We start from the raw sequence: 20,801 nt of genomic DNA, 5'->3' as shown, positions 1-20,801 counted from the left end.
TGCCTCCCCATACGTCACCCCACAGAACCCTCCAGCGAGATCGCGACCAGTTGCTGCGCCTCCATGGCGAACTCCATCGGCAGCGCCTGGAGAACCTCGCGGGCAAAGCCGTTGACGATGAGCGCGACAGCCTCTTCCTCGTCCATGCCGCGCTGGCGGCAATAGAACATCTGGTCGTCATCCACCTTCGATGTGGTGGCCTCGTGCTCGACCCGGGACGAGTTGTTCTTGACCTCGATATAGGGCACCGTGTGCGCCCCGCACTTGTCGCCGATCAAGAGGCTGTCGCACTGCGTGTAGTTGCGGCTGTTCGTTGCCTTGGGGTGCATGCTCACCAACCCGCGATAGGTGTTCTGCGCCACGCCGGCACTGATCCCCTTCGAAACGATGCGCGAGCGCGTGTTCTTGCCCAGGTGCACCATCTTGGTGCCGGTGTCGGCCTGCTGGTGGTTGTTGGTGATGGCGATCGAGTAGAACTCGCCCTGGCTGTCATCACCGCGCAGGATGCAAGAGGGGTATTTCCACGTCACCGCGCTGCCGGTCTCGACCTGTGTCCACATGCATTTCGACCGGTCGCCCCGGCAATCGGCGCGCTTGGTGACGAAATTGTAGATCCCGCCCTTGCCGTTCTCGTCGCCGGGATACCAGTTCTGCACCGTGGAATATTTCACCTCGGCGTCCTCCTCGACGATGATCTCGACCACGGCGGCATGCAGCTGGCTTTCGTCGCGCTGTGGCGCAGTGCAGCCTTCGAGATACGAGACGAACGATCCCTTGTCGGCAATGATCAGCGTGCGCTCGAACTGGCCGGTATTCTCCGCATTGATGCGGAAATAGGTCGAAAGCTCCATCGGGCAGCGCACGCCCGGCGGCACGTAGACGAACGAGCCGTCCGAGAACACCGCGCTATTGAGCGTGGCATAGAAATTGTCCGAAACCGGCACCACCGAACCAAGGTATTTCTTGACCAGCTCGGGATGCTCGCGGATCGCCTCGGAGATCGAGCAGAAAATGACGCCCGCCTTCTTCAGCTCCGCCTGGAACGTGGTGCCCACGCTCACCGAATCGAAGACCGCATCGACCGCGACCTTGCGACCTTCGGCGGGTGCCTCCTCGGCGCCCTCGACCCCGGCCAGGATCATCTGTTCCTTGAGCGGGATGCCCAGCTTCTCATAGGTGGCGAGCAGCTTGGGATCGACCTCGTCAAGCGATTTGGGCTTCACCTGCATGCTCTTGGGGCGGGCATAGTAATACTGGTTCTGGAAATCGATCTCGGGGTAATCGACCATCGCCCAGTTGGGTTCTTCCTTCTGGAGCCAGCGCTCATAGGCGGCCAGCCGCCATTCGGTCATCCACTCCGGCTCCTCGTTCTTTTCCGAGATCAACCGCACGATGTCGGCGGTCAGCCCCAAGGGGGCATAATCCATCTCGATATCGGTTTCCCAACCGTACTTGTATTTCTCGCCCAGGCTGCGGACGGCCTCGACGGTCTCCTCTTCGACACCTTCCTTGACCTGCGGTTCTTCCAGAGTGGCCATCAGTATTCTCCTTCCGTCCTGTTCGCTCTCACGCCGCCCTGGCGCGGAATTTCCTGTAGGCTGCGCCCCATGCATCGGCGAAACGCAACACCTCGTCCTTCGTCACCTCCGGGGCCAGCGACACCCGGATCGCCGATCCGGCCAAAGTCGCATCGAGCCCCATCGCACCCAGCACCCGGCTTTCGCGAACCTTGCCGCTCGAACAGGCCGATCCCGCCGAAATCGCGAACCCGGCCAGGTCCATCTGCATCACCTGCGTTTCGCCTTTCCAGCCCGGAACGGCAAAACAACTGGTGTTGGGCAACCGCATGGCGTCTTTCCCGACAAAAATAGTCTCATTTGCGGCGGCGGCAATAGATGACTCTAGAATATTTCTAATTTCAGAAACTTTTTCCCACCGGCCCGCGGCCACATCGCGCGCCGCTGCCTCTGCGGCGGCGGCAAAGCCCGCGATCCCGATCAGGTTCTCGGTCCCTGCCCGGCGGCCCATCTCCTGCCCGCCGCCGCGCAGGACCGGGTCAAGGTCGATCCCGCGCCGCATCACCAGCGCACCGATACCCTTCGGCCCGCCCAGCTTGTGCCCCGAGACGATCCCGGCCATTGCGCCGCAGCCCTGGAACTCCAGCGGCAGCTTGCCGAAGGCCTGCGTCAGGTCCGACACGGCCAAACCCTCGGGCAACACCTGCACCACCCCGGTCTCGGAATTGGCCAGTTGCAGCGTGGATCGCGCCGGATCGTTCACCGCGACCCGCCCGGCGCCATCCACGGGCAGGCTGTCATCGACCCAGGCCGCCACCGCGTCATGCTCGATCGCCGCGCCATGTAGCCCCCGCCCCAGCAAGGCCAGCGCCGCGGCCTCGGTCGCGCTCGAGGTGAACACGATCTCGGCCCCCTCGGCCCCCATCGCCCGGGCCAGTTGCGCCCGCGCCCGTTCCATCAAAGCCTTGGCCGCGCGCCCCTCGGCATGCACGCTCGACGGGTTGCCCACCACGTCCATCGCGCCGATCATCGCCTTGCGCGCCTCGGGGCGTAGCGGCGTCGTTGCATTATGATCGAGATAGACCCGCATCACGCCTCGGTCCGGGCCTCGGCTTCGCCACCATCGTCCACCACAGCAAACAGCCCCGGCACCGCCGGGCACGGCGCCAGGTCATTGTTGATCACGTCCGAAAGCCTGGTCTGGTGCAGGAAGACATAGACATGCGCCGACAGCCCCTCCCACAACCGGTTGGTCACCGACTGCGCCCTGGAGCCCGACAGGCCCCCCGAGGCGCCAGCGCCCTTGTGCATCGCGTCCACCGTCTCATCGACCGCGGTCAGGACATCGACCACCCGGATCTCGGTTGCCGGCCGTCCCAGCCGGTAGCCGCCTCCCGGCCCGCGCACCGACTCGACCAGACCGGCACGGCGCAGCTTGACGAAAAGCTGTTCCAGGTAGGGCAGCGAGATATCCTGTCGCCGGGACACGTCCGACAGGGTCGACAGGGCCCCGCCCGGTTGCAGCGCGATATCCGCCAGCGCAACCATGGCATACCGCCCCTTGGTGCTGAGTTTCATGGGCCATCTCCCCTGCCAAGCCAGACGTATATGCGCGAATTCATTGACCTCGGGCAGGCTTCGCACTATCTCGCAATCTGATCAAGCGGCTTGCAGCCTCTCGTGCGGCGCCACTTGAATTAGAATTGTTCTAATCCGTCCGAGCACTTTCGTCAAGTTTGCTGCGGACCGCTGCGAAGGAAGTAAAGAACCCATATGCCCGAGGTCATCTTTCCCGGACCCGAAGGCCGCCTCGAAGGCCGCTATCATCCCCAACCCGAACGCGACGCCCCGATTGCCATCATCCTGCACCCGCATCCGCAATTCGGCGGCACGATGAACAACAAGGTCGTCTACAACCTCCACTATACCTTCCACCGGCTCGGCTTCACCGTGCTGCGCTTCAACTTCCGCGGCGTCGGGCGCAGCCAGGGCGAATACGACCAGGGTGTGGGCGAACTCAGCGACGCGGCCTCGGCCCTCGACTATCTCCAGTCGATGAACCAGAACTCCAAGCATTGCTGGGTCGCGGGGTTCTCCTTCGGCGCCTGGATCGGCATGCAACTGCTGATGCGCCGCCCCGAGATCACCGGCTTCGTCTCGGTCTCGCCTCCCGCCAACATGTATGATTTCTCCTTCCTTGCCCCCTGCCCCTCCTCTGGTCTCGTGATCAACGGCACCGGCGACCGCGTGGCGCCGCCCGCCGACACCACCGCGCTGGTGGCCAAGCTGCACGAACAGAAGGGCATCACCGTCACCCATACCGAGGTCGAGGGCGCGGGCCATTTCTTCGAGAACGACCACATGGAGACACTGACCGAAGCCGTCAGCGATTACGTCAAGCGTCGCCTCACCGAAAGCACCCGCTGATGGCTTCGACGATCGAGAAAATCGCCTCGGACCTGGCCGAGAGCACCGTGACCATCATGGAAAAGACCGGCGAGGACCGCCTCCATTTCGAGGTCGCCGAAGTGCTCGGCGCCTCGTCCCAGACCCTCGAAGAGGCTTACCTCACCGAGGTGCGCGTGCGTCTCGCCGGCAAGGCGGCCAGGACCTTTCTCAAGGAAAAGGTGGCGAAACTCGCCGCCGAGATGAAATCCGATCCCAACCCCTGAACCGCCCCAAGAACCGGGCGCAGCCGCCCTTCATCTTGCCCGAAATACTCTCGCCGAAGGCGTCACCGCTGCCGGGCGGGCCCGATCATCGCAGGATGGGCACATGCGGCGCAGCGTCTTCCGGCAGATGCCCGGTCAGGCGCGGATCGCGCATCACCTCGACCTCGCGCCGCACCGGCACGAAACCAGACCGGCGATAGAAACCCATCGCCTGCGGACTGTCGAGCGTGCAGGTATGCAGATGCACCCGGCCCACCCCCGCACGCCACGCCAACTCCAGCGCCCGGTTCATCAACCACCGCCCGGCGCCCTGCCCGATCGCCGCGCGCGCAAGACCGAAAAAGGCGATCTCGCACTCCCCCGCGCCCCGGAAATCCAGCTCCAGCAGCCCCAGTTCCTCGCCCGCGCGCCGGGCCACGTAGACCTCGACGGCCGGGTCGTGCAGCACCGTCAAGAGCGACGCCTCGTCGATCACCAGCCGCGAGAACCACATCCAGTCCTCGGCGCCGACCTTGCGAAACAGCGCCCGGTACCATTCCGCATCGGGCCGCGCGATCCGGACCAGCTCCAGCCCCACATCGCGCTCGGGCCGCGCCGGCACCGGCGCGCGCATCTCCAGATGGGTCACCACCGTCGCCACATGCCCCGCCGGCACCGCGTGGAACCCCGCCTCAAGCGTCATGTTGCGTTCCTTTTCGCCTCGGCCGTCACCTTCGCCGCGAGGTCGCGCGCAATGGCAAAGGCGCCCTTTATCTTGTCGCTGTCGCGCTTCCAGTCGCGGCGCACCACGATCTTGTTGTCCTTGACCCTGGCCAACCCGCGCTGATCCTGAATGAACTCGACCAATCCTTGCGGGCTGGCAAAATTATCGTTGTGAAACTGGATCGTCGCCCCCTTCGGCCCGCCATCGAGCCTGGCAATCCCCGCGCGCTTGCACATCTCCTTGATCCGCACCACCAGCAAGAGCGTGTTGACCTCTTTCGGCAGTTTTCCGAACCGGTCGATCAACTCGGCGGCAAACCCTTCAAGCTCCACCTTGTCATGCAACCCGCTCAACCGGCGGTAAAGCCCCAGCCGCACATCCAGATCGGGCACGTAATCCTCGGGGATCAACACCGAAACCCCGAGGTTGATCTGCGGCGCCCATTGCTCGTCCGTCTCGGTCAACCCTTCGATCTCGCCCGCGCGGATCTTGGCGATCGCCTCTTCCAGCATCGACTGGTAAAGCTCGTATCCCACGTCGCGCATCTGGCCCGACTGTTCCTCGCCCAGCAGGTTCCCCGCGCCCCGGATATCAAGGTCCTGGCTCGCCAGCGTGAACCCCGCCCCCAGCGTGTCGAGACTGCCCAGCACCCGCAGCCGCTTTTCCGCCGCCGGGGTCAGCGGCACGCGCGGCCTGGTGGTGAGGTAGGCATAGGCCCGCTGCTTCGAGCGCCCGACCCGGCCCCGGATCTGGTAAAGCTGCGCCAGCCCGAACATGTCGGCGCGATGCACGATCATCGTGTTGGCGGTCGGGATGTCGAGCCCCGACTCCACGATCGACGTGGCCAGAAGCACGTCGTACTTGCCATCGTAGAACGCGTTCATCCTGTCGTCGAGCTCGCCCGCCGCCATCTGCCCATGCGCCACGGCGAACGTGACCTCGGGCACCTGCTCGCGCAGGAACTCCTCGATCTCGGGCAGGTCGGAAATGCGCGGCGCGACATAGAAACTCTGCCCGCCCCGGTAATGCTCGCGCAAGAGCGCCTCGCGGATCGTCACCGCGTCGAACTCGCTCACATAGGTGCGAATGGCCAGCCGGTCCACCGGCGGCGTGCCGATGATCGACAGGTCCCGCACCCCCGACAGCGAGAGTTGCAGCGTGCGCGGAATCGGTGTCGCGGTCAGGGTCAGAACATGCACATCCGACTTGAGGCTCTTGAGCCGCTCCTTGTGAGCGACGCCGAAATGCTGTTCCTCGTCCACGATCAGCAGCCCGAGATTGGCGAAGCGGATGTTCTTGGCCAAAAGCGCATGGGTGCCGACCACGATATCCACCGTGCCCTTCGACAGCCCCTCGCGGGTAAGGTTGGCATCGCGCGCCGAAACAAAACGCGACAAGGGCCTGACATTGATGGGAAATCCCCGGAACCGCTCGGCGAAACTCTGGAAATGCTGGCGCGCAAGGAGGGTCGTGGGCGCGATCACCGCGACCTGCACGCCCGACATGGCGGCGACAAAGGCCGCGCGCATCGCCACCTCGGTCTTGCCGAAGCCCACGTCGCCACAGACCAGCCGGTCCATCGGCCGCCCCGCCGTGAGGTCCTCCAGCACATCACCGATCGCGCGCAACTGATCGTCGGTCTCCTCGTATGGGAACCGCGCAGCAAACTCCTCCCAGGCATGGTGCTGCGGCTCCAGCACCGGGGCCTTGCGCAATTCGCGCTCCGCCGCCACCCGGATGAGCCGGTCCGCCATCTCGCGGATACGCTCCTTGAGCCGCGCCTTCTTGGCCTGCCACGCGCCCCCGCCCAGACGGTCGAGCAACCCCTCTTCATGGCCGTATCTCGACAGCAGTTCGATATTCTCGACAGGCAGGTAAAGCTTTGCGCTTTCGGCATATTCCAGCACGAGGCACTCATGCGCGGCCCCCGCCGCAGTGATCACCTCAAGCCCCCGGTAACGCCCGATCCCGTGATCGACATGCACCACCAGGTCGCCGGGCGAGAGCGCCTGCGCCTCGGTCAGGAAATTCTCGGCCCGCCGGGTCTTGCGACTCGTGCGGATGAGCCGGTCACCCAGCACGTCCTGCTCGGCGATCACCGTCAGCCGCCGCTGGTCTTCCAGCGGCGCCTCGAACCCCTGTTCCAGCGGCCAGACGGCAAGGTGCAACCCGTGCTTGCCGATCCCGCGCGCATCGCGCAGCGTGACCGCCCCGATCAACCCCTCGTCGTGCAAAAGCCCCTCGATGCGTTCGCGCGCACCCTCGGAATAGGAGGCGATCACCACCGGACCCTCGGTCATCTTCGCGTCAACATGATCTTTCAGAATGCTGAAAAGGTTCACGTTTTCCAATTTCCGTTCGGGCGCGAAACTGCGCCCGATCCGCCCGCCCGCATCGACCACCCCGGGCCCTGTGGCCTGTGGCAGCGCGTGGAACTGCACCACCCGGTGCCCCGCAACCGCCTCCTCCCAGGTCGCGTCATCGAGGTAAAGCTGATCGGCGGGCACGGGTTTGTAGACGCTGTCGCTCCGCGACCTGTCGGCCATGGCAAGGCGACGGGTCTCGTATTGGTCGGCCACGCTCTCCCACCGGGCCACGCGCTGCGCACCGACCCCGTCATCGAGCGTCACCGCCGCGCCGGGCAGGTAGTCGAACAGCGTCTCCAGCCGCTCGTGAAAGAACGGCAGCCAATGCTCCATCCCCGCCTGCTTGCGCCCCGCGCTCACCGCCTCGTAGAGCGGGTCGTCACTGCCGCCCGCGCCGAACTCGATCCGGTAATTCTGCCGGAACCTCCTGATTGCCGCCTCGTCGAGGATCACCTCGCTCACCGGGGCCAGTTCCACCCCGTCGAGCTTTTCCACCGTCCGCTGCGTCGCCGGGTCAAAGCGCCGCGCCCCGTCGAGTACGTCGCCAAAAAGGTCGAGCCGCACCGGCCCCGTCTCGCCGGGGCTGTAGATGTCGATGATCCCGCCGCGAATGGCATAATCCCCGGGCTCCATCACCGTGGGCGCCTGCGAGAACCCCATCCGCACGAGGAAATCGCGCAGCGCCCCCTCGTTGATGCGCTCGCCTACCCGCGCGCTGAACGCCGCCTCGCGCAGCACCTCGCGCGCCGGCACCCGCTGCGTCGCGGCGTTGAGCGTGGTCAGAAGCACGAACCGCCCCGGCATCGCCCCGTGCACCAGCCCCGCCAGCGTCGCCATCCGCGTGGCCGAGATGTCGGCATTGGGCGACACCCGGTCATAGGGCAGGCAATCCCAGCCCGGAAACCGCAGAACCGGCATCTCGGGCGCGAAAAACCGCAGGCTGGCCGCCATCGACGCCATCCGCTTGTCGTCGCGCGCGACATGCACCACCGGCCCCGACCCGGCCTCGTTCAGCACCAGCCGCGCGTCGAATCCCTCGGGCGCACCGCCCATCGTGATATGCGTGGAAGTGTTCATGTCCATTCAGCCGAACGGCCCGACCGCCAGGTTCTGGAACATGCCCCAAAGCGCCGTCACGAAAATCGACACCATGCCGATCGCCTGCACGATGATCCGGTGCCGGTGCATCCGCCGATAGAGCGCATCTCCGCTTTCGTCGCGGTCCCGGATCAGCCGCGCGGTATTGAAGCTCAACGCCCCGACAATCGACATCGGAAAGCCCAGAAGGAACAACGCCTGCCCGAACTCGAACCCGTAGACGAAGCCCAGCAGCCCGAGAAGCGTCAGAAAGAAACAGGCAAACCCCATCAGCCAAAGTCCCGACACCCGCGCGATATACATGAGCCGCCCGGTATAGATCCGCACCAGGGCCTCGAGATCCGACTCGTATTGCCCGCCCTCACGCCGCGCCCGCAGCACCATGTCCCACGGCACGCCGAGCACCCAATGCGACGCGGTCGACCACATCACCGCCAGAGCGATCCAGAACCACAGGTTCGAAAAGCTCCGCATGTCGATCAACTCGAAAATCGTCTGATACCAGTCCAAGGCCCAGTTCCTGCTTGCACGGCCCGCCGGTCACGGCCCTGAAATCACGGATCACCTTCTAGACTTGCCGCGCGGCAATTCCTACCCTTGAAGATGCGGGGGCTTCCATGCCATTGGAATTGCGCCAGCGCAAGGCGAACCCCCAAGGATCGTCGCGATGCGCAAGCATGAAAAAGGAATATCGCGCATGAGACCGGTTCAGGCCCCCTTTCCCCTCACCCGCCACCGGCGTACCCGGGCCTCCTCGGCCATTCGCGCGCTGGTGCAGGAAAACGCGCTCACCGTGAACGATCTCATCTGGCCGGTATTCGTTTGCGACGGCGATGGCGTCGAAGACCCGGTTGTCTCCATGCCCGGCGTGGTGCGGCGCAGCGTCGACCGCGTGGCCGAGGCCGCACGCGAGGCGCAGGACCTTGGCATCCCCGCGATCTGCCTTTTTCCCTATACCGATCCGGCCCTGAAAACCGCCACCTGCGAAGAGGCCTGGAACCCCGAGAACCTCTCCAATCGCGCCACCCGCGCCATCAAGCAGACCGCCCCCGATATCACGGTCATGTCCGACGTGGCGCTCGACCCTTACAATGCGCTGGGCCATGACGGGTTTTTCGTGGATGGCGAGATCGTCAATGACGAAACCGTCGCGGCGCTGGTGAAACAGGCGCTCTCACAGGCCGAGGCCGGGGTCGACATCATCGGCCCCTCCGACATGATGGACGGGCGCATCGGCGCGATCCGCGACGCGCTCGAAGATCGCGGATACAAGAACACGATGATTCTGAGCTATGCCGCGAAATACGCCTCCGCCTTTTACGGGCCCTTCCGCGACGCGGTGGGCGCCACGGGCGCGTTGAAGGGCGACAAGAAAAGCTACCAGATGAACCCGGCCAATTCCGACGAGGCGTTGCGCCTTGTCGAACGTGACCTGCGCGAGGGCGCCGACATGGTGATGGTCAAGCCGGGGCTGCCCTATCTCGACATCTGCCGCCGCGTGAAGGACAGCTTCGGCGCCCCCACCTTCGCCTACCAGGTCTCGGGCGAATACGCGATGATCCAGGCGGCGGCGCAGAACGGCTGGATCGACGGCGACCGGGCGATGGTGGAATCGCTGATGTGTTTCAAGCGCGCGGGCTGCGACGGTATCCTCACCTATTTCGCCCCCACGGTGGCGCGCGCACTGGCCTGATCGCCAAACCGGCCCGGGTACGTCTTCCCGCCCATTCCCGCCTTGGCTAGTGACAGACCGGCGCAATCGACCTATACTTGTGCCACGACCGGGCCAAACCCGGCTCTCGGGCAACCAAGGCAACATTTCGAGGCAGTGAACCCATGACTCCGATGACACGGCGCGGCTTTGCGCTTTCCATGATCGCCTCTGCCGGGGCACTTTCGGCCTGCGGCAACGGCATCGGCTCCAGCGGCGGGGCCAAGATCGACGCGCGCGTCGACACCACGCTCGAGTTTCTCTATGACACCTATCCCGCGACGCGCGACCTGGCCGAGAAATCGCACGGCATGCTGGTCATGCCGCTTGTGACCGAGGCCGGTTTCGGCTTCGGGGGCGGCTACGGGCGCGGCGCGCTGCGCGTGGACGACGTTTCGGTTGATTACTATTCCGCGACCAAGGGCAGTTTCGGGCTCCAGATCGGGGCACAGCAACATGCCCACGTGCTCTTCTTCATGACCGAGGACGCGCTGTCGAAATTCCGCCGCTCGCCCGGCTGGGCCGGGGGCGCCGACGTGGAATACGTGTTCAACGATATGGGCGAGAACCTGCGCGCCGAGACCACGACATCGACCGCGCCGGTCGTGGCGGTGATCTTCGGGCAGGCGGGCTTGCATATCGGCGCCACGCTCAAGGGCGTGAAATACACCCGCATCATCCCCTGATCCGCGCACCGCTGAAGCGGGTTGTCGCCAAGACGGCAAAGCCCGACGGCGGGGGGCTGCCCGGGTGGCTTTGCTAGTGTTACGGGCAAGGGCAGTTCCCTAGTCACTGGATCAACCCGCCGCGCTGCGTTAACGCTTTGCCCTGCTTAACGCTTTCGTTTTGCCCGGCAGCCGTAAATCATACGCCGAGCAGCCGGATGTCACCCCCGGTTTTTCGCCGAAAAATCGACGTTACCCCACCGCACGGTGCCATCGCTGCCCGGTCAGTGCACGGTGAACTCGCCGACGACATTGCGCCACTCCCCCGGCGCCACCAGCTTGCGGTGGTTGAAGCGCACCGAATGCAGCGGCCCGTCGATCTCGCGCTGCCAGAACTCAATGAAATCAAAGAGTTTCGGGTGATCCGGGGCAAGGTCATACTCCTGCCAGATGAAGCTGTTGAGCACATGGACATGATCCGGCATGCGATAGAAAAACTCCGCCGTGGTCAGCCCGTATCCCTTGAGAAGCATTTCGGTCTCGGTCATCGCGGTCCTTCCTTTTGTTGTGCTGGGGGTAAAGCATGCCATGTAAAAATTACTTTTCAACAAAAACAATATGTTAGCATCCTCGCATCCCTGCTGCCAACGGCTGCCGGGATCGCCCATTGCACCCCATATGCGGGCTCTGGTATAAGCCTGACAACAAGATATGGGCCACAAGCAAAAGACGGGCAAAGAACGTGAACGATACGCCGGAACCCCCTGAAAATACGGAAGAAAGCGCGCCCTCGCGCCCGCCCTACGACGGCCCAACCGTATCGATCACCGAGGAGATGAGAAGCTCCTATCTCGATTACGCGATGAGCGTGATCGTGAGCCGCGCCATTCCCGACCTGCGCGACGGCCTCAAGCCGGTCCACCGCCGCATCCTCTATGCCATGCACGAGGCCGGCAACACCCATGACAAACCCTATCGCAAATCCGCCCGCGCGATCGGCGACGTGATGGGCAAGTACCACCCGCACGGGGATTCCGCGATCTATGACGCGCTGGTGCGCATGGCACAGGATTTCTCCATGTCCCTGCCACTGCTCGACGGTCAGGGCAACTTCGGCTCTATGGACGGCGACAACGCCGCCGCCATGCGTTACACCGAGGTGCGCATGGACAAGCCCGCAAGCTACCTGCTCGCCGATATCGACAAGGAAACCGTTGATTTCCAGGACAATTACGACGGAAAAGACCGCGAACCCACGGTCCTGCCCGCGCGATTTCCCAACATGCTGGTCAATGGTGCGGGTGGCATTGCCGTGGGCATGGCCACCAACATTCCGCCCCACAACCTTGGCGAGGTGATCGACGCCTGCCTTGCTCTTATTGACGACCCGGACCTCAGTTCCGAACAGCTCATTTCCTACATCCCGGCCCCGGATTTTCCCACCGGCGGCATCCTTCTGGGCCGCTCCGGCGCACGCAAGGCCTATCTCGAAGGCCGCGGCAGCGTGATCATCCGCGCCAAGACCCGGATCGAGGAGCTGCGCAAGGATCGCTATGCCATCGTCATCGACCAGATCCCCTACCAGGTGAACAAGGCGTCGATGATCGAGAAGATCGCCGAGCAGGTGCGCGAGAAGAAGATCGAGGGCATCGCCCATGTGCAGGACGAGTCCGACCGCTCCGGCGTGCGCGTGGTGATCGAACTCAAGCGCGACGCCACCGCCGAGGTTGTGCTCAACCAGCTGTTTCGCTTCACCCCGATGCAGACCTCGTTCGGTTGCAACATGCTGGCCCTCAACGGCGGCCGTCCCGAGACCCTCACGCTCAGGAACTTCCTGAGCTATTTCATCGACTTCCGCGAGGATGTTGTCGCACGACGCACGGCCCATGAACTGCGCAAGGCGCGCGAGCGCAGCCATGTGCTCTGTGGTCTCGCCGTGGCGGTGTCGAATGTCGACGAGGTGGTGGCGACGATCCGATCCTCCGCCGACGCCGCCGAGGCAAGGCGCAAGCTGATGGAACGGCGCTGGCCCGCCGCCGACATCGCCGCTTACATCCGCCTCATAGACGATCCGACACACACGATGAACGAGGACGGCACCTATAACCTGTCCGAGACACAGGCCCGCGCCATCCTCGACCTCAGGCTCCAGCGCCTGACCCAACTGGGCGTCAAGGAGGTCACCGACGAACTTGAACTCCTGGCCGGCAAGATCAAGGAATACCTCGAAATTCTGGGCTCGCGCGAACGCATCATGGAGATCATCGCGGACGAGCTGCGCGAGGTGAAGGAACTGTTCGCCGTGCCGCGCCGCACCGAGATCGTCGACTGGTCGGGCGACATGGAAGACGAAGACCTGATCGAGCGCGAGGACATGGTCGTCACCGTCACCCAGGGCGGCTATATCAAGCGCACCGCGCTGGCCGATTTCCGCGCCCAGAAGCGTGGCGGCAAGGGGCTCTCGGGCGGCGGGCTCAAGGAAGATGACGTGGTCACCACGCTTTTCGTGGCCAACACCCACACCCAGCTTCTGTTCTTCACCACCGACGGCATGGTCTACAAGCTCAAGACATGGCGCCTGCCGCTCGGCGGGCGCACGTCCAAGGGCAAGGCGATCGTCAACATCCTGCCCATTCCGCAAGGTGTGTCCGTGGCTGCCATCATGCCGGTCGATCGCCCCGAGGAGGAATGGAACGATCTCCAGATCGTCTTTGCCACCTCGGCGGGCGATGTGCGCCGCAACCGCCTGTCGGACTTCACCAACGTGATGCGCAACGGCAAGATCGCGATGAAACTGCCTGAAGATGGGTCTGTAAGCCTCGTCAATGCAAGGATTTGTTCCGAGGATGACGACGTGATGCTGGTCACCGACGCGGGTCGCGCCATCCGCTTTCCCACCACCGAGGTGCGCGTCTTTGCCGGGCGAAGCTCGACCGGCGTGCGCGGCATCCGGCTTCAGGGCAAGGACCGGGTTGTGTCGATGTCGGTTATCCGGCATTTCGAGGCAACCACGGATGAGCGCACCGCCTATCTCAAAATGCGTCGCGCTGTCGCAGGTTTGGCCGACGATGTTGATGCAATGGATGAAGACACCGCCACGGCCAACGCCACTATCAGCCCGGAACGCTATGCCGAAATGTCGGCCGCCGAGAACCTGATCCTGACCATTACGTCTGGCGGCTTGGGCAAGCTTTCGTCGTCGCATGACTACCCGGTGCGCGGGCGCGGTGGCATGGGCGTGCAGGCAATCGACAAGGCAATGCGTGGCGGCACGATCGTCGCCTCCTTCCCGGTCGAGCTTGACGACCAGATCATGCTCGCCACCTCCAGGGGCCAGTCGATCCGCGTGCCGGTCGAGGGCATTTCCTTCCGTTCGCGCAGCGCCGGCGGGGTGAAGGTGTTCAATACCGGCAAGGGCGAAGAGGTGGTCAGCGTCGCATGGATCGCCGACAAGGGCGACGAGGCCGACGAAACGGATAACAGCGAAAGCTGAGATCTTCACCTGATTGTAACCATCGCCTGCGATACCCCTCGCGACCATTTCTCGAGGGGATGACGCGATGAACCTCTATACCTGCTCCATCGACCTTGCCAACGAGGCCAAGGCGCTGGCCTTTGCCCATGCCGTGTCCGAGTGGATGGGGTTCCTGCAATCCGAGGGCGTCATCGGCCACTGGCGCCTCTTCCGGCGCAAGCTCAACCTCGCCTCGGACTCGCATCGCGATTTCATCCTGCATATCGAGGTGGCAGATCTTGCCCAACTCGACCGCGCCTTTCGCCTCTCGGGCAGTCTTGATGACCATGTCGCCACGCTCTACCGCGCGGTCAACAACCTGATCGCGGAGGAGGAATTCGGCCTCTACCGCCCCTTCCCCGATCCCGAGCGGGCCGAGCGGATGGCGCTGTTGTAAGGTGGGCAATCTGCCCACCACCCCGTTCACACCCCGTAGATCGCGCCGAACTTGGCCTCCACATAATCCAGCAGCGGCGACTCGCTCACCGTCGCCCCGGTGGCCTTCTCGATCACCTCGCGCGGGCGATGGAGCCCCCCATGGCGCTGCACCTTGTCACGCAGCCAGTCCGTGGCCGGGGCCAGGTCACCCCGCGCCAGGTGCAAGTCGAGATCCGGCAGCGCGGCGCGCAGCGCCTCATGCAGGCATCCGGCATAGACATTGCCAAGGCTGTAGGTCGGGAAATACCCGAACAATCCCACCGACCAGTGCACATCCTGCAAACAACCGTTCGAGGGCCGGTCGACGGCAAAGCCGAAATCCGCCTCGAACCGCGCATTCCATGCCTCTTCAAGGTCCGCCACCGCCAGGTCGCCGGCGATCATCTGCCGCTCAAGATCAAAGCGCAGCATCACGTGCAGGTTATACTGCACCTCGTCCGCCTCGGTGCGGATGAACCCGTTATGCAGCCGGTTGACCGCCCGGTAGAATGCGTCCTCGTCGGCGATCCCGAAATCGCCGAACGAATCGCGCATCTCGCCATAAAGCCAGCCGGTAAAGGCACGGCTACGGCCCAGTTGATTCTCGTAGATCCGGCTCTGGCTTTCATGGACCCCCATCGACACGCCCTGCCCCAGCGGCGTGAACCCGTAGGCCTGGTCGACATTCTGCTCATAGCAGGCATGTCCGGTCTCGTGGATGGTCGAGTATAGACAGTTGAACGGATCGCCCGGGTTGGTCCGGGTGGTGATCCGCACATCGTTGAACGACCCGGACGAGAACGGATGCACCGCCTTGTCGATCCTCCCCCGCGTCATGTCATAGCCAAAGATACGGGCGAGCTTGCGCGCGAGCTTCATCTGCGCCTGCTCGCCGAAGTCGCCGGTCAGCCCCTTGGGGGGCGCCTCAGCCAGCGCCGCCTCGCGCAGCGCCACCAGCCGCGGGCGCAGCGCCTCGAACATGGCCTGCAACTCCGCCGCCTTCGCCTCCGGCTCGTAATCATCGAGAAGCGCGTCATAGACATCGCCCCCCGCCGCCAGCGCCGCGCCCTCCTCGCGCTTGAGGGTCACGATCTCTTCCAGCACCGGCAGGAACGCCGCCACATCCTCGCTGCCACGCGCCTCGGCCCATTGTCCCTGCGCCCGGCTCGTGAGCCGCGCCAGCGCCGTGGCCAGCGCCTCGGGCACCCGGCTCACCCGCTCGAACGCGCGCCGGATGTGACGCAGATTGGCCCGCGCCTCGGCGTCGAGCGCGCCCTCGTCCACCGCTGCCAGCCATTCACCGATACGCGGATCGCTGCGCCGTGCATGCAGCACCGCCTGCAAGGCGGCGCTCTCCTCGGCCCTCTGCTCGGCGGCCCCGCGCGGCATCACCGTCTCCTGGTCCCAGCCCAGTCGCCCGGCCACCTGCGCCAGCGCCTCGGTCTGGCGCTGATGCGCCATCAGCGCGTCATATGCACTCATCATCCTATCCCCTGATTGAAACAGCCATCGGATACTGCGCCGCGAACCGCGCCCGCAGGATCAGGACCCAGACCACCACCGCGCCGAACTGGTGCAGGATCGCCAATTGCCACGGCACGATGGTCACCACCGTCACGATGCCCAACACGACCTGTGCCAGCACTGCCAGCGCGGCCACCGAGAACGCCGCCCGCGTTGCCGGATTCGCACTCTGCCGCCCGCGCAACCACGCCATCACCGTGAAACCCAGCAGGAGATACCCCACCACCCGGTGAATGAACTGTACCAGCCCCGCATTCTCAAAGAGGTTGCGCCAAACCGGGCTGAGGTCGAACGCATCCGGCGGCACCACCTGCCCGCCCATCAACGGCCAGTCGGTGAAACTGCGCCCCGCGTCGATCCCGGCCACCAGCGCCCCCAGAAGGATCTGCAGGAACGCGAAATGCATCCACCCCGTGCCCAGCGAAAAGAGCCGCCCTTCGCGCCCCCGCCGCGCCTGCATCAGGTCGCGTTCCTCGCGCGCCAGGAGCATGACGTACCACGCGATGAAGCCCAGGATGACAAAGGCCAGCCCCAGATGCGTCGCCAGCCGGTAACTCGCCACCGCCGTCATCGTGCCGGTCAGACCACTGGCCACCATCCACCAGCCCACGGCCCCCTGAACGCCACCCAGGGCCCCGATCAGGACAAGCCGCCCGCCCCAGCCGGGCGGAATCCGCCGCGTCGCCCAGAACGCCACCAATCCCACGGCCCAGACAAGCCCGATCACCCGGCCCAGTTGCCGATGACCCCATTCCCACCAGTAGATGACCTTGAAATCGTCCAGCCCCATCCAGCTGTGCTGCAACTCGAACTGCGGGATCGCCTTGTACTTCTCGAATTCTTCCTGCCAATCGGCCTCGTTCATCGGTGGCAGCGCCCCGGTCACCGGGCGCCACTCGGTGATGCTCAGCCCGCTATCGGTGAGCCGCGTGAGCCCGCCCACCGCGATCATGATCACCACCAGCGCGAAGAGCAGCATCAGCCACGCACGCACGGCCCCCCGTGCCCCGCGCCGCCGCGCGTCGATCATGCCGCCCGCCGGCTCGGCTGCCCGCTTTGCATCCGCCCCGACATCCTCGAATATCGACCGTTTCTCCGCCATCGCCTGCCTCCGCCAAAACCGCGCTCAACCTAAGCCGCCGCGCACGCAGCTTCAACGGCTCTTCCAGCGCACCATTTGCCGCATGATCCCGTGCAGCATCTGCACATCCGCCCGGCTCAGCCGCATCCGGCTCCACAGGTTGCGCAGGTTGATTTTCATGCCCTCGGCCTTGGTCTCGGGAAAAAAGAACCCCGCCTCCTCCAGCCGCTCCTCGTAATGGGCCGCCAGCGCCTCGACCTCGCGCCCGCTGGCCCAATCTCCGCGCGGCGAGTCGTCCAGTTGCACCACGTCACCCCCCGCGCGCATCCATTCATACCCCGTCAGCAGGACGCATTGCGCAAGGTTGAGCGAGGGAAAATCCGGATTCACCGGCACCGATATGATCGCATTGGCCCGCGCCACGTCCTCGTTCTCAAGTCCCGCGCGCTCGGGGCCAAAGAGCACCGCCACCCGCTCGCCCGCCACGATCCGCGCCCGCGCCTCTGCCATCGCTCGCTCCGGGCTCAGCACCGGCTTGGTCAACTCGCGCGACCGCGCCGTGGTGGCATAGACATGGGTGCAATCGGCCAGCGCGCCGGGCAGATCATCGTAAAGCCCCGCCTCGTCCAGCAGCCGCCCCGCGCCGCTGGCCATCGCCACCGCCCGTTCACTGGGCCAGCCATCGCGCGGCGCCACCACGCGCATCCGGTCGAGGCCGAAATTCCACATCGCCCGCGCCGCGGCTCCGATATTCTCGCCCATCTGCGGACGCACCAGGACAAAGGCGGGTTGCGGGGTTTCGCGCGGCATCGGCAATCCTTCGGTTGACCGGGCTTCGGATAAACCACGGCCATCCGCGATGAAACCCCCGGCTCTCTTTCTTGGCAAAAATACTCAATCCACGGCCTCGTCACGCACCACGCCCGGGGGCCGCCCGCCAAACGCTTGCACCCGCGCGATTTCCCGCGCTATAGCACCCAGAACCCGACTCTCAGGAGACGCACCATGGCCGAGCCCGATCAGCCGCAGATCTATCTCGTCTCCCCCCCCGAGATCGAGCTTTCGCGCTTCCCCGACACGCTCGCCCGCGTCCTCGACGCGCAGGAGATCGCCTGCCTGCGCCTCGCGCTCTCTTCGCATGACGAGGACACGCTCTGCCGCGCCGCCGACGCGGTGCGCGAGGTGACGATTGCCCGCGACGTGGCGCTTGTGATCGAACGTCACATTCTTCTGGTCGAACGGCTGGGGCTTGACGGGGTGCATCTCACCGATGGCGCGCGCTCGGTGCGCAAGGCGCGCAAGGCGCTGGGCAATGATGCCATCGTCGGGGCCCATTGCGCCGCCTCGCGCCATGACGGCATGACCGCGGGCGAGATGGGCGCCGACTACGTGAGTTTCGGCCCGGTCGGCGACACGCCGCTGGGTGACGGGACCGTCGCCGGGCGCGACATCTTCGAATGGTGGTCCGAGATGATCGAGGTTCCGGTCGTCGCCGAGGGCGCGCTCGATACCGATCTCGTGGCCAGCCTCGCCCCCGTCACCGACTTTTTCGCCATCGGCGACGAGATCTGGCTGGCCGACGATCCCGTGGCCGCCCTCTCAGCCCTCCTCGCGCCGTTGCACGGCGGCTGAAGGCGCGCGTTGCGTTAACCATTGCGCGCGTCCCTGGAGCCGCGTGTCAGGGGGTGCACGCATGGCAGCCGGGCAGCAGCCGAAGATCACCCCCCGGCCCGTGCCGCGGCACGGACATTAACCATTCCCATCCGGAATACATGCACCAACCGCCCGACCCTGCCCTGTTCAGGCGCCAAACTGGCTGTGGTGAAGGCCCGACCGCACCGCCACCTCGCAAGCCTTGGCCAGCGCCTTGCGATTCGGAAAATCATTCACGTTCAAGGGGTTGTGGTAGATCACCGTCACTGCTCCGGGCCGTGACACCGACATCACCCGGGCCAGGTGCGGGCCGAAGGCCATCTCGCCCCACCACCCATAGAACCGCGGATCCTGACCGCGCGGAGCGCGATAGATCAGCGTCACCGGTTGGACATGAAGCGCATGGGCCTCACCAAGGCTGAAGAACGCCTCGAAAAGCGTTGATTTGAAGGGCAAAACTTGCATTCCGTCGGTCGATGTGCCCTCGGGGAAGAACAGCAATCGGTGTCCGGCGAGCAAGCGGTCCTCGAACAGCGCCTGTTGCGTCTTCGCCTGCCGCGAATCACGGTTGATGAACACCGTCCCCACCGCCCGCGCCAACCACCCGATCGCCGGCCAGCGCGCCACCTCGGCCTTGGAGACGAAATAGACCCGCTTGCGGGCATTCAATACGAAAATATCCAGCCACGACGAATGGTTGGGCACCACGGCGCCCCGCTCGCGCATCGGTTTTCCCACCGCCTGGTAGCGGATGCCAAGCAGGTTGAGGGCCATCGCAGACACCGCCTGAACGATCCAGGGGGTCCATGGACGGTGCATCCCGTACAAGGGGCGTTCGATCAGCCGCAGCAGCAACAACAGGCCGAGCCCGCCAAAGATCAGGCCCGAGAGAAGCCCCCCCCGGATCAGGACGAGGATCATGCCCGCCGGACCGATCCTTGCCTGCGGCGGCTCCCGTGAGGGATCCCATGGCGTCACGGCGCCGCCTCCCGCCCGTAATAGAGCCGCGCGCGCTGCATGTTCATCCGGCTGGTATCCATGATCAGGCAGACATCCGTGGTGTTGAACACGTGATCGACGAAGGCCCCTTCGCCCACGACGCCGCCCAGCCGCAGGTAGGCCTTGATCAGCGCCGGCACCTGCACGATGGCTGCGCGTCGGTCGATCGCCGCCTCCGGAAGCAGGTCCATCGGCTGGAAAACCCGCGCGCGCGCGCGCAGTTCTTCGGGGGCCAGGTGATTGTGATGCAGAAGGGAAAGGGGCTGCGCCAGGGCTTCGACATCGGTCCCGTGAAAGCTGGCCACGCCAAACATGATCTCGATGTCATGGGCGTCCACATAAGCCCCCAACCCGCGCCAGAGATGGTGCATCGCCGCGCCACCGCGATACTCGTTCAAGAGGCAGGACCGGCCCAGTTCGAGCAGCCGCCGCCCGCTGGCCTTGAGTGGCGCGAGGTCATATTCCGATTCGGAATAGAAGGATCCCGCGTCCTCGGCCTGCCCGTGCCGCATCAGGCGATAGACTCCAACCACCTGATCTGGGCCTTTCGACCGGTCGATCAACAACATATGGTCGCAAAACGGGTCGAACCGGTCTCGTTCGAGCCCAAACTCATGGTCGACCAGTCCGCCCCCCCCACCCAGCTCCTCCACGAACACCCGATACCGCACCCCCTGCGCCGCCCGCAGATCCGCATCCCCCCGCGCCAGTCTCACCTCGAAATCCGGTTCAGCCATTCACACGATCCCCCCATACCCTGCGGCGCGGTTCTAGGCATCCCATCGCCACTTCGCAAGAAGGGTTAATCCTTGTTAACCTTTCGATAACCTTCATCCGTCATCAAATACCGGAACCAACGCCACATGCGCACCTTCGATCAC

General features: G+C 64.8%; 19 protein-coding genes. 7 read left to right on the top strand and 12 right to left on the bottom strand.

Going from position 1 to position 20,801, the window contains the following annotated elements; translation table 11 throughout:
• Positions 1-14: 14 nt before the first annotated feature.
• Genes sufB through ACESL9_RS03350 form a run of 3 tightly spaced genes read right to left on the bottom strand, consistent with a single transcriptional unit; the run spans position 15 to position 3,095 of the window.
• Positions 15-1,538 (bottom strand): Fe-S cluster assembly protein SufB, encoded by a 1,524-nt coding sequence (gene sufB, locus ACESL9_RS03360; RefSeq protein ID WP_372613027.1) that lies wholly within the window; start codon positions 1,536-1,538, stop codon positions 15-17.
• Between the two features lie 28 nt (positions 1,539-1,566).
• Positions 1,567-2,610: a cysteine desulfurase family protein gene (locus ACESL9_RS03355; RefSeq protein ID WP_372613029.1), complete on the bottom strand. Its 1,044-nt coding sequence runs from the start codon at positions 2,608-2,610 to the stop codon at positions 1,567-1,569.
• Positions 2,607-3,095, bottom strand: a complete 489-nt coding sequence (locus ACESL9_RS03350) for an Rrf2 family transcriptional regulator (RefSeq protein ID WP_372613031.1) — start codon at positions 3,093-3,095, stop codon at positions 2,607-2,609. Before ACESL9_RS03350 ends, ACESL9_RS03355 begins: the two co-directional genes overlap by 4 nt.
• Positions 3,096-3,290: 195 nt before the next feature.
• Between ACESL9_RS03350 and ACESL9_RS03345 the strand changes: the two genes are divergently transcribed.
• Both ACESL9_RS03345 and ACESL9_RS03340 read left to right on the top strand, forming a co-directional pair.
• Positions 3,291-3,944, top strand: a complete 654-nt coding sequence (locus tag ACESL9_RS03345; protein ID WP_372613033.1) for an alpha/beta hydrolase — start codon at positions 3,291-3,293, stop codon at positions 3,942-3,944.
• On the top strand, positions 3,944-4,189 hold the full coding sequence (locus ACESL9_RS03340) for a hypothetical protein (RefSeq protein WP_372613035.1): 246 nt from the start codon (positions 3,944-3,946) through the stop codon (positions 4,187-4,189). The genes ACESL9_RS03345 and ACESL9_RS03340 overlap by 1 nt, the downstream gene beginning before the upstream one ends.
• An 85-nt stretch (positions 4,190-4,274) precedes the next feature.
• Here the strand turns inward: ACESL9_RS03340 and ACESL9_RS03335 are convergent, their stop codons facing one another.
• From ACESL9_RS03335 to ACESL9_RS03325, 3 genes are read right to left on the bottom strand one after another with little or no spacing between them, the layout of a single operon-like run.
• Positions 4,275-4,871 (bottom strand): GNAT family N-acetyltransferase, encoded by a 597-nt coding sequence (locus ACESL9_RS03335; protein ID WP_372613037.1) that lies wholly within the window; start codon positions 4,869-4,871, stop codon positions 4,275-4,277.
• Positions 4,868-8,335, bottom strand: a complete 3,468-nt coding sequence (gene mfd / locus ACESL9_RS03330; protein WP_372674503.1) for a transcription-repair coupling factor — start codon at positions 8,333-8,335, stop codon at positions 4,868-4,870. Before mfd ends, ACESL9_RS03335 begins: the two co-directional genes overlap by 4 nt.
• 6 nt (positions 8,336-8,341) lie before the next feature.
• Entirely contained in the window at positions 8,342-8,866 is a 525-nt protein-coding gene (locus ACESL9_RS03325; RefSeq protein WP_372613041.1) for a component of SufBCD complex, read from the bottom strand.
• 187 nt (positions 8,867-9,053) lie between these two features.
• Between ACESL9_RS03325 and hemB the strand changes: the two genes are divergently transcribed.
• Both hemB and ACESL9_RS03315 read left to right on the top strand, forming a co-directional pair.
• On the top strand, positions 9,054-10,049 hold the full coding sequence (hemB, locus tag ACESL9_RS03320) for a porphobilinogen synthase (RefSeq protein ID WP_372613043.1): 996 nt from the start codon (positions 9,054-9,056) through the stop codon (positions 10,047-10,049).
• 143 nt (positions 10,050-10,192) lie between these two features.
• Complete coding sequence (locus ACESL9_RS03315; RefSeq protein WP_372613045.1) at positions 10,193-10,753, top strand: YSC84-related protein; 561 nt, start codon at positions 10,193-10,195, stop codon at positions 10,751-10,753.
• Between the two features lie 263 nt (positions 10,754-11,016).
• On the opposite strand, the gene ACESL9_RS03310 is transcribed toward ACESL9_RS03315, so the two are convergent.
• A complete protein-coding gene (locus ACESL9_RS03310) occupies positions 11,017-11,280 on the bottom strand; it encodes an usg protein (protein ID WP_111361979.1) in 264 nt (87 codons plus the stop codon).
• 194 nt (positions 11,281-11,474) lie between these two features.
• Between ACESL9_RS03310 and gyrA the strand changes: the two genes are divergently transcribed.
• On the top strand, positions 11,475-14,225 hold the full coding sequence (gene gyrA / locus ACESL9_RS03305; protein ID WP_372674502.1) for a DNA gyrase subunit A: 2,751 nt from the start codon (positions 11,475-11,477) through the stop codon (positions 14,223-14,225).
• Positions 14,226-14,292: 67 nt separating this feature from the next.
• Positions 14,293-14,643, top strand: a complete 351-nt coding sequence (locus tag ACESL9_RS03300; RefSeq protein WP_372613049.1) for a DUF6614 family protein — start codon at positions 14,293-14,295, stop codon at positions 14,641-14,643.
• Positions 14,644-14,669: 26 nt separating this feature from the next.
• Here ACESL9_RS03300 and ACESL9_RS03295 read toward each other — a convergent pair whose 3' ends face one another.
• Genes ACESL9_RS03295 through ACESL9_RS03285 form a run of 3 tightly spaced genes read right to left on the bottom strand, consistent with a single transcriptional unit; the run spans position 14,670 to position 18,078 of the window.
• On the bottom strand, positions 14,670-16,145 hold the full coding sequence (locus tag ACESL9_RS03295) for a carboxypeptidase M32 (RefSeq protein ID WP_372613051.1): 1,476 nt from the start codon (positions 16,143-16,145) through the stop codon (positions 14,670-14,672).
• Between the two features lie 4 nt (positions 16,146-16,149).
• On the bottom strand, positions 16,150-17,289 hold the full coding sequence (gene ctaA, locus ACESL9_RS03290) for a heme A synthase (RefSeq protein ID WP_372613053.1): 1,140 nt from the start codon (positions 17,287-17,289) through the stop codon (positions 16,150-16,152).
• Between the two features lie 51 nt (positions 17,290-17,340).
• Complete coding sequence (locus tag ACESL9_RS03285; protein WP_372613055.1) at positions 17,341-18,078, bottom strand: RNA methyltransferase; 738 nt, start codon at positions 18,076-18,078, stop codon at positions 17,341-17,343.
• Between the two features lie 195 nt (positions 18,079-18,273).
• Here ACESL9_RS03285 and ACESL9_RS03280 point away from each other — a divergent pair, with 195 nt between their 5' ends.
• Positions 18,274-18,900: a thiamine phosphate synthase gene (locus tag ACESL9_RS03280; protein WP_372613057.1), complete on the top strand. Its 627-nt coding sequence runs from the start codon at positions 18,274-18,276 to the stop codon at positions 18,898-18,900.
• A gap of 168 nt (positions 18,901-19,068) precedes the next feature.
• Here the strand turns inward: ACESL9_RS03280 and ACESL9_RS03275 are convergent, their stop codons facing one another.
• Together ACESL9_RS03275 and ACESL9_RS03270 are read right to left on the bottom strand one after the other, a co-directional pair.
• Positions 19,069-19,842, bottom strand: coding sequence for a lysophospholipid acyltransferase family protein (locus ACESL9_RS03275; RefSeq protein ID WP_372613059.1), 774 nt, complete (start codon positions 19,840-19,842; stop codon positions 19,069-19,071).
• 53 nt (positions 19,843-19,895) lie between these two features.
• On the bottom strand, positions 19,896-20,657 hold the full coding sequence (locus tag ACESL9_RS03270; RefSeq protein WP_372613061.1) for a GNAT family N-acetyltransferase: 762 nt from the start codon (positions 20,655-20,657) through the stop codon (positions 19,896-19,898).
• Positions 20,658-20,801 lie beyond the last annotated feature (144 nt).

This window comes from Aquicoccus sp., assembly GCF_041686535.1.
In the GTDB taxonomy this organism is placed as follows: Bacteria; Pseudomonadota; Alphaproteobacteria; order Rhodobacterales; family Rhodobacteraceae; genus Aquicoccus.
Note: the sequence above shows the minus strand (reverse complement) of the source record. Positions and strands in the feature narration are given on the sequence as shown.

Excerpts from the sequence above, each read along its gene's own strand:
- ACESL9_RS03310 (WP_111361979.1), bottom strand. The coding sequence starts at position 11,280 with ATGACCGAGACCGAAATGCTTCTCAAGGGATACGGGCTGACCACGGCG.
- ACESL9_RS03335 (WP_372613037.1), bottom strand. The coding sequence starts at position 4,871 with ATGACGCTTGAGGCGGGGTTCCACGCGGTGCCGGCGGGGCATGTGGCG.
- ACESL9_RS03270 (WP_372613061.1), bottom strand. The coding sequence starts at position 20,657 with ATGGCTGAACCGGATTTCGAGGTGAGACTGGCGCGGGGGGATGCGGAT.
- ACESL9_RS03300 (WP_372613049.1), top strand. The coding sequence starts at position 14,293 with ATGAACCTCTATACCTGCTCCATCGACCTTGCCAACGAGGCCAAGGCG.
- ACESL9_RS03295 (WP_372613051.1), bottom strand. The coding sequence starts at position 16,145 with ATGAGTGCATATGACGCGCTGATGGCGCATCAGCGCCAGACCGAGGCG.
- ACESL9_RS03350 (WP_372613031.1), bottom strand. The coding sequence starts at position 3,095 with ATGAAACTCAGCACCAAGGGGCGGTATGCCATGGTTGCGCTGGCGGAT.
- sufB (WP_372613027.1), bottom strand. The coding sequence starts at position 1,538 with ATGGCCACTCTGGAAGAACCGCAGGTCAAGGAAGGTGTCGAAGAGGAG.
- ACESL9_RS03275 (WP_372613059.1), bottom strand. The coding sequence starts at position 19,842 with ATGATCCTCGTCCTGATCCGGGGGGGGCTTCTCTCGGGCCTGATCTTT.
- mfd (WP_372674503.1), bottom strand. The coding sequence starts at position 8,335 with ATGAACACTTCCACGCATATCACGATGGGCGGTGCGCCCGAGGGATTC.
- ACESL9_RS03345 (WP_372613033.1), top strand. The coding sequence starts at position 3,291 with ATGCCCGAGGTCATCTTTCCCGGACCCGAAGGCCGCCTCGAAGGCCGC.
- ACESL9_RS03315 (WP_372613045.1), top strand. The coding sequence starts at position 10,193 with ATGACTCCGATGACACGGCGCGGCTTTGCGCTTTCCATGATCGCCTCT.
- ctaA (WP_372613053.1), bottom strand. The coding sequence starts at position 17,289 with ATGGCGGAGAAACGGTCGATATTCGAGGATGTCGGGGCGGATGCAAAG.
- ACESL9_RS03280 (WP_372613057.1), top strand. The coding sequence starts at position 18,274 with ATGGCCGAGCCCGATCAGCCGCAGATCTATCTCGTCTCCCCCCCCGAG.
- hemB (WP_372613043.1), top strand. The coding sequence starts at position 9,054 with ATGAGACCGGTTCAGGCCCCCTTTCCCCTCACCCGCCACCGGCGTACC.
- ACESL9_RS03285 (WP_372613055.1), bottom strand. The coding sequence starts at position 18,078 with ATGCCGCGCGAAACCCCGCAACCCGCCTTTGTCCTGGTGCGTCCGCAG.
- ACESL9_RS03340 (WP_372613035.1), top strand. The coding sequence starts at position 3,944 with ATGGCTTCGACGATCGAGAAAATCGCCTCGGACCTGGCCGAGAGCACC.